This window comes from Nostoc sp., from assembly GCF_035638895.1.
GTDB lineage: Bacteria > Cyanobacteriota > Cyanobacteriia > Cyanobacteriales > Nostocaceae > Nostoc.
On record NZ_DASQZC010000027.1, the window covers coordinates 1 to 6,364 of the forward strand.

General features: G+C 39.8%; 10 protein-coding genes. 4 read left to right on the forward strand and 6 right to left on the reverse strand.

Annotated elements, in window-relative coordinates; all coding sequences use genetic code 11:
- From VE944_RS01070 to VE944_RS01085, 4 genes are all read right to left on the reverse strand, one after another.
- Positions 1-440: hypothetical protein (locus VE944_RS01070; RefSeq protein ID WP_324971063.1), on the reverse strand; the 440-nt coding region annotated here is incomplete at its 3' end.
- Positions 441-647: 207 nt separating this feature from the next.
- Complete coding sequence (locus VE944_RS01075; RefSeq protein ID WP_324971065.1) at positions 648-1,091, reverse strand: hypothetical protein; 444 nt, start codon at positions 1,089-1,091, stop codon at positions 648-650.
- 311 nt (positions 1,092-1,402) lie between these two features.
- Positions 1,403-1,585, reverse strand: coding sequence for a CsbD family protein (locus VE944_RS01080; RefSeq protein ID WP_324971067.1), 183 nt, complete (start codon positions 1,583-1,585; stop codon positions 1,403-1,405).
- 349 nt (positions 1,586-1,934) lie between these two features.
- Positions 1,935-2,387 carry a hypothetical protein gene (locus tag VE944_RS01085; RefSeq protein WP_324971069.1) on the reverse strand — a complete coding sequence of 151 codons (453 nt, stop codon included), beginning with the start codon at positions 2,385-2,387 and terminating at the stop codon, positions 1,935-1,937.
- A 253-nt stretch (positions 2,388-2,640) separates the two neighbouring features.
- Between VE944_RS01085 and uvrB the strand changes: the two genes are divergently transcribed.
- The 3 genes from uvrB (at position 2,641) to VE944_RS01100 (ending at position 5,276) form a co-directional block, all read left to right on the forward strand.
- Positions 2,641-4,638 (forward strand): excinuclease ABC subunit UvrB, encoded by a 1,998-nt coding sequence (gene uvrB, locus VE944_RS01090; RefSeq protein ID WP_324971081.1) that lies wholly within the window; start codon positions 2,641-2,643, stop codon positions 4,636-4,638.
- A gap of 141 nt (positions 4,639-4,779) precedes the next feature.
- Positions 4,780-5,010, forward strand: coding sequence for a hypothetical protein (locus VE944_RS01095; protein ID WP_324971071.1), 231 nt, complete (start codon positions 4,780-4,782; stop codon positions 5,008-5,010).
- Entirely contained in the window at positions 5,007-5,276 is a 270-nt protein-coding gene (locus VE944_RS01100) for a ParE family toxin-like protein (protein ID WP_324971073.1), read from the forward strand. The genes VE944_RS01095 and VE944_RS01100 overlap by 4 nt, the downstream gene beginning before the upstream one ends.
- Positions 5,277-5,410: 134 nt before the next feature.
- Here the strand turns inward: VE944_RS01100 and VE944_RS01105 are convergent, their stop codons facing one another.
- Together VE944_RS01105 and VE944_RS01110 are read right to left on the reverse strand one after the other, a co-directional pair.
- Complete coding sequence (locus VE944_RS01105; protein WP_324971075.1) at positions 5,411-5,671, reverse strand: type II toxin-antitoxin system RelE family toxin; 261 nt, start codon at positions 5,669-5,671, stop codon at positions 5,411-5,413.
- The gene (locus tag VE944_RS01110) at positions 5,671-5,871 is read right to left on the reverse strand and encodes a hypothetical protein (protein WP_324971077.1); all 201 of its coding nucleotides are present in this window, start codon (positions 5,869-5,871) and stop codon (positions 5,671-5,673) included. Before VE944_RS01110 ends, VE944_RS01105 begins: the two co-directional genes overlap by 1 nt.
- A gap of 158 nt (positions 5,872-6,029) precedes the next feature.
- Between VE944_RS01110 and VE944_RS01115 the strand changes: the two genes are divergently transcribed.
- Positions 6,030-6,257, forward strand: a complete 228-nt coding sequence (locus VE944_RS01115; protein ID WP_324971079.1) for a Uma2 family endonuclease — start codon at positions 6,030-6,032, stop codon at positions 6,255-6,257.
- Positions 6,258-6,364: the final 107 nt, after the last annotated feature.

Below are 6,364 nucleotides of genomic sequence, written 5' to 3' on the forward strand. Positions count from 1 at the left end.
CCTGGTTGCTCCGCCAGCACTTCGCGAAAGATGTCGGGATGGTTATGATACACAAAGGACGCTAGTTTGCTAACATCATCAGCACTCATGCGGCTGGGGTGGTGTGTAGAAAGCCCCAACTGTTGTTCTAGATGCTTCTCGTCTAGTTTTCTTTCTTTTAAGTGTTTAAAAAAGGCTCTTGCTACATCATCCCGTTCATTGGGTTTAATTTGTGCGATCGCCTGTTGTAATTCTGGCTCCATTTGGCTGGTTGGAATGCGATCGGGATGTAAAGATTTACCAAATAAGTGACGACGTTGGTCTGGTGTTGTCCGTTGAGCAAAATCATCAAAATTTTGATATTCCGTCGTTGATTCGGCTGTAGTCTCATCCAAAGATTCAACATCACCTTTAGCCAAATCTTTCATTATTTGACGTTTGTAATCTTCGCTGGTTGCCACTTTAATAATCTCCTTTTTTATCAAACTTTTTGGATGGCTAGTACCGCAAGGCGGAAGTCAAAATTCAAAAGGCAAAAAAATTGTCTTCCGAGCTTCTTGCGCCATTTGAAATCGCAGGTTTATATCTACGCTTGCTGTACTAGTATTTCCAACTCTTAATTCCAAATTCATCAAACTATCTTCAAGTTTCCATTGCAAATACAGCAATTAGGTATACTTAACTTGATTAGTTTGAGTGTCATATTCAGTAGTCAAAATCAATTGCTTATCAGGTGCGTAAATCAAAACCTTCAAGTCTTGTTTTGGAAAGTTTTTATGAAAACCTTGAACTAAAGATTTTGCTAATGGTCGCACTTCGTTCGGACGAACTTTAGGGGAAATTACAACACCCAGTTTATTGTTATCACGAACAAAAGCGTCCTGAACTAATCCTTGAGATGCTTGCACAACCCAGTTACCAAAGCTTTGCCCTCCTGGGGTATTGCCTCGCTCCAACTCTGCATAAGTTACATCTCGGCCAATTGCTGAAGGAGTAGTTGAATTGTCAACTCGTGACATTGTACTTGTACCACCACAGGCGGTAGTTATAATTAGTACTCCTATTAAAAGGAAAGTCGCCAATATTTTGCGACTTTGCTGAAGCAGAATCATTTTTTATCTCCTTAAAAAAACAATTTAAACAACAGATAGAATAGGTTTTATATTCAAACTAATTGCTTTTATAAAATTGGGATATATAGAGGTTATTGCTCTAATTTGTAATACATTTTTCAAGGTAGAGACGTAATAATTTACGTCTCTACAGTAAAATCTGCAAATCAAGCTATTTCTTTAACTTTCCACGCTTGCTAACAGGAGAAGAAAGAGCCATAGACTTGAATCTTCAATCCTTCATACTTTCTTACAGAAATGGAATCCATCCCATTTATATTCCCATTTCTGCAAAAAGTTTGGATTATCTATTAGTCAAGATTTTTCTTGACATTATCTTTCACATCTTCAATACCGTGACGTACTTCGCTCTCAGCTTGCTTTGCTTTACCTTTGGCTTTATCTTCTGGATCTCCAGTGACATTTCCTAAAGCTTCTTGGGCTTTACCTTCAACATTTTTAGCAGCTGCTTTTGCGCGATCTTCTATGCTCATTTTGTACTCCTGATTTAATCAAAAACTTATTTCAAAGTTTGTTTACAGCTTTGAAATCTTTTGTTATCACCTTTACAGACTAACTTAAAGTTTTTACTAAAGCCTTCCACCACAAGGCAGATTCAACAATTTGTAATTCGTAATTCGTAATTCGTAATTAAGAAACCTAGTTATAGTAAGCCTTCTGGCTGTTGGTTGAATATCAAATAAAGTAAGGACAGCTTATTTACCTATGCTAAAAGACATAGAACAAAGGTAAATATGGTAATCTCTACTTTTGAGTATTTAAATAAAAAACCAGCTTCCTAGAGAAACTGGGTTAATAAAGTTATGGGAATATTTTATTTGTCTAATCTAGAAAACCCATCAGGCTTTCAGAATTGTCAACCTCATTTGATGCTATTGGACGATTACCGAATGTTGAATAGCTTTCATCAATTACCAATAAACTTGAGCCAATTGGACGAATCCCAGAGAGATTGATACTTTCAACAACTTGGAATGTATTAGCGCCAATTGGACGAATACCCATTGAGTTATATGTTTCAACTACTTCCAAGCTACTGGTGCTAACGGGGCGCACCCCAGCAATTGAAAGGTGTTCAGCAACTTCTAAGTCGCTAGCGCCTATAGGACGAATTCCAGAAATGGCGAGTGTTCCAGAAGCTCCAGCTGGCAGTTCATTAACTTCCTCGACTTTATCAGCATTCAAGCTCTGGTCTTGTTGATTTTCAACTTCCTCTGTAGACTTGGCATGCTTTTGCCGAGAACTGGTTGCTTTGCCAGTGTTGCTAATAGTCATAAACGAAGACCTCTGATTTGTTAATTGAATTTTACAATAATTAAGGAAAGATGAAATTTTTTCCCATATACATTAGAGTTTAACCTTAAAAAACCCCATATAGATATAAGAATCTTTAAAACTGATACATAAGTAAATTTGAATAAATAATTTTTGTAAAGAATCATTACTATTTATTTGCTATAATAACCCAGCTACAATGGATACAGGGCGGAATCGTCACCATGAGATAGGGTATTTTCAGCAAAACTGTATGACAGAATTTTGTCTTCAAGCTCCCTTTAGTCCCACAGGCGATCAACCACAAGCGATCGCACAACTTACTGCTAGTATCCAAGCTGGTAATCGTTACCAAACTTTACTCGGAGCCACTGGAACTGGTAAGACATTTTCGGTAGCAGCAGTTATTGAGAAAATTGGCAAGCCTACTTTAGTTCTGGCGCATAATAAAACCCTTGCTGCCCAGCTTTGTAACGAGTTGCGAGATTTCTTTCCCAACAACGCAGTTGAGTATTTTGTCAGTTACTACGATTATTATCAGCCAGAAGCGTATATTCCCGTTACCGATACTTATATTGAAAAAACGGCAGCGATTAATGATGAAATAGATATGTTGCGGCATTCAGCGACGCGATCGCTTTTTGAACGTCGTGATGTCATTGTCGTTGCTTCCATCAGTTGCATCTACGGTTTAGGAATGCCAGCAGAGTATCTGAAAGCTGCCATCCCCCTTCAGATAGGTATGGAAGTAAATCAGCGCCAAATTTTACGGGATTTGGCAAATGTTCAATATAGCCGCAACGACATAGAAATGGGTCGGGGAAAATTTCGCGTCCGTGGTGATGTCTTAGAAATTGGCCCAGCTTATGAAGACCGAATTATTCGCGTCGAATTCTTTGGTGATGAAATTGACGCGATTCGCTATATTGACCCCGTGACAGGTGAAATTCTCAAAAGTTTGGAAGCGGTGAATGTTTACCCAGCACGCCACTTTGTCACCCCAGAAGAACGGTTAGAAGTAGCTTGTAATGACATTGCAGCCGAGTTAAAACAGCAAAAGCTAGACTTAGAACAAGCTGGGAAACTATTAGAAGCGCAACGCATAGATCAACGTACACGCTATGACTTAGAAATGCTACGCGAGGTAGGTTACTGCAACGGCGTTGAGAATTATTCCCGTCACTTAGCAGGAAGACAAGCTGGAGAATCACCAGAATGTTTAATTGATTATTTTCCCAAAGATTGGTTACTAATTATCGATGAATCTCACGTTACAGTGCCACAAATTCGCGGCATGTATAACGGTGATCAAGCTAGAAAAAAAGTTTTAATTGAACATGGATTTCGGCTTCCTAGCGCTGCTGATAACCGTCCTTTGAAAGCCGAGGAATTCTGGGAAAAGGTGAATCAGTGTATTTTTGTTTCAGCAACTCCCGGAAATTGGGAATTAGAAATTTCTGAAGATCATGTAGTTGAACAAGTGATTCGACCAACTGGGGTGGTTGATCCAGAAATCTCTGTGCGTCCTACCGAAGGACAAATCGATGATTTGTTGGGAGAAATTAAAGATAGAGCCGATCGCCATGAACGAGTGTTAATTACCACATTAACCAAGCGGATGGCGGAAGATTTAACAGAATATTTGCAAGACCACGGTATCAGGGTACGGTATTTACATTCTGAGATTACTTCTATTGAGCGCATTGAAATTTTGCAGAACTTGCGCGAAGGGAAATTTGATGTATTAGTTGGTGTGAATTTGCTGCGGGAAGGGTTAGATTTACCTGAAGTTTCCTTAGTAGCAATTATGGATGCAGATAAAGAAGGTTTCCTACGAACTGAGCGTTCCTTAATTCAAACTATTGGTAGAGCCGCGCGTCACATCCAGGGACAGGCGATTTTGTATGCCGATAATATGACAGGTAGCATGATTAAAGCTATTGATGAAACAGATAGACGGCGTGGTATTCAAACGGCACATAATCGACTGCATGGGATTACACCACAACCAATTGTCAAAAAATCAAGTAATGCGATTTTGGCATTTTTAGATGTATCTCGGCGGTTAAATGCAACTGATTTGAAAGTTGTAGATGAACATATAGATGAACTGCCATTAGAACAAATTCCAGGGTTGATTACTCTGTTAGAAGCGCAGATGAAAGAAGCGGCGAAAAAACTGGAATTTGAAGAGGCGGGGAAATTGCGCGATCGCATTAAACATCTGCGGGATAAAATGCTAGGAAATTAACGTCAATCTTACGCTCACCAATTAGCAATTACCCGCGCCGAAAGGTTATTAAGTCAATGTTGGGGTGACAAAGCGCTCAACTTGCTGCCAAGAAGCGATAATGGATAAGATGCCATTTACGTTTTAAGAGTGTGGTAGCATATGACTGAGTTACTTGAGCATGCGATCGCGCAACTGAAAACTCTACCTGTTGCCGAACAGGATGCAATAGCTGCTCGTCTCCTTGCGGAGATAAAAGATGAGCAAACATGGAAAGCTAAGTTTGAATCTACTACAGATGCTCAGTGGGATCGTCTAGCTGATATGGTACAGCAGGAAATTACTGCTGGCGACATCACTCCCTTAGGTGACGTTTTTCCCTCTGAACAATGAAGTCAAGTGTTACGAAGGTATTTCGCAAAAAACTTGATGAACTTCCTGCATCAGTTCAAGAACAAGCTGCCAAAACCTATGCTCTTTGGCGTTCAGATCCTTACCACAATAGTCTTCAGTTCAAACGAGTTAGCCAGCGCCAACCAATCTATTCGGCTCGTGTTAGTTTAGACTACCGTGTTCTTGGCTTGTTGCAAGATGATCACATTTACTGGTTCTGGATTGGCGCACATACAGAGTATGATGAGTTGCTTCAGAGGTTGTAGCGCCAGCAGCCTAACTGTTAGCTTCTCCCTGTGCAATCGCATTAAACATCTGCGGGATAAAATGTTGGGACGTTAACGCGAATCTACTGAGTTCTCAATTGAAGTGTGATTGAGGGGAGACTAATGACCGATTGTTAATTGTAAATCTCACGGCGATGCCCAACTTTATGGATTGTGATCAGTTGTGCTTCAGTATCAAAGGAATAAATAACTCGGTAGTCCCCAATTCTGAGTTTGAACAAATCGCTTAAATCAGCACTCAAAGGTTGAGGGGTTAAGTCCTCAAAGTTCTCAGACAACCAGCGAATTTTACGCAGGATGCGCTCTTGAATAGTTGAAGTGAGAGCTTCAAACCCGATAATCGCCTCTGATTTAAATTCGATGTTGTAGCTCATTACCAGGTCAATCCCAAGTTTTTTGCTACTTCCTCAGCAGAGATTCCACGTTCTCCAGATTGAGTACGTTGTAGGGAGTCGAGTAGTTGCTGTTTCACTTCTGGTTTTATTTGTTTGCCTTCATCGGGATCAACCAATAGAGAATGAATCGTTTCGGCAACAGTTTCTTGAATCAGAAGCTTGAGTTCTTCGATAGTCATATCTTTGACTTGCATAGGGGATGATGGTTCGTGAGAACTACTCTTACTGTTTTACTTGCTATTGTTGCATATTGCGGCGATCGCGGCGGCATAACAAACCGCTTGCACATCCCATTAAACATCTGCGCGATAAAATGTTAGGACGTTAAGTGAATCTTATGCTGACCAATATTCGCCTAATTAGTGTAAAAGAATATCACCAAATGGCGGAAACGGGAATTTTGCATCCTGAAGAACGCTTAGAATTAATCGCGGGACAAATTATCAGAATGTCAGCAAAAGGTACTGCTCACGAATCAGCAATTACCCGCACAGAAAGGTTATTAAGTCAACGTTTGGGTGACAAAGTTTTAGGTTCTTCAGCACTTGTTATGCTAAATTGTTAGCCACAAAGCTTAATAAATAAAAATAATTGTATCAACTATTTAGAAAAAACTTTGACCTAGTTGACTTATAAAGCATATTTGTTGTTAGCTGTAATTACAAGAAAAAT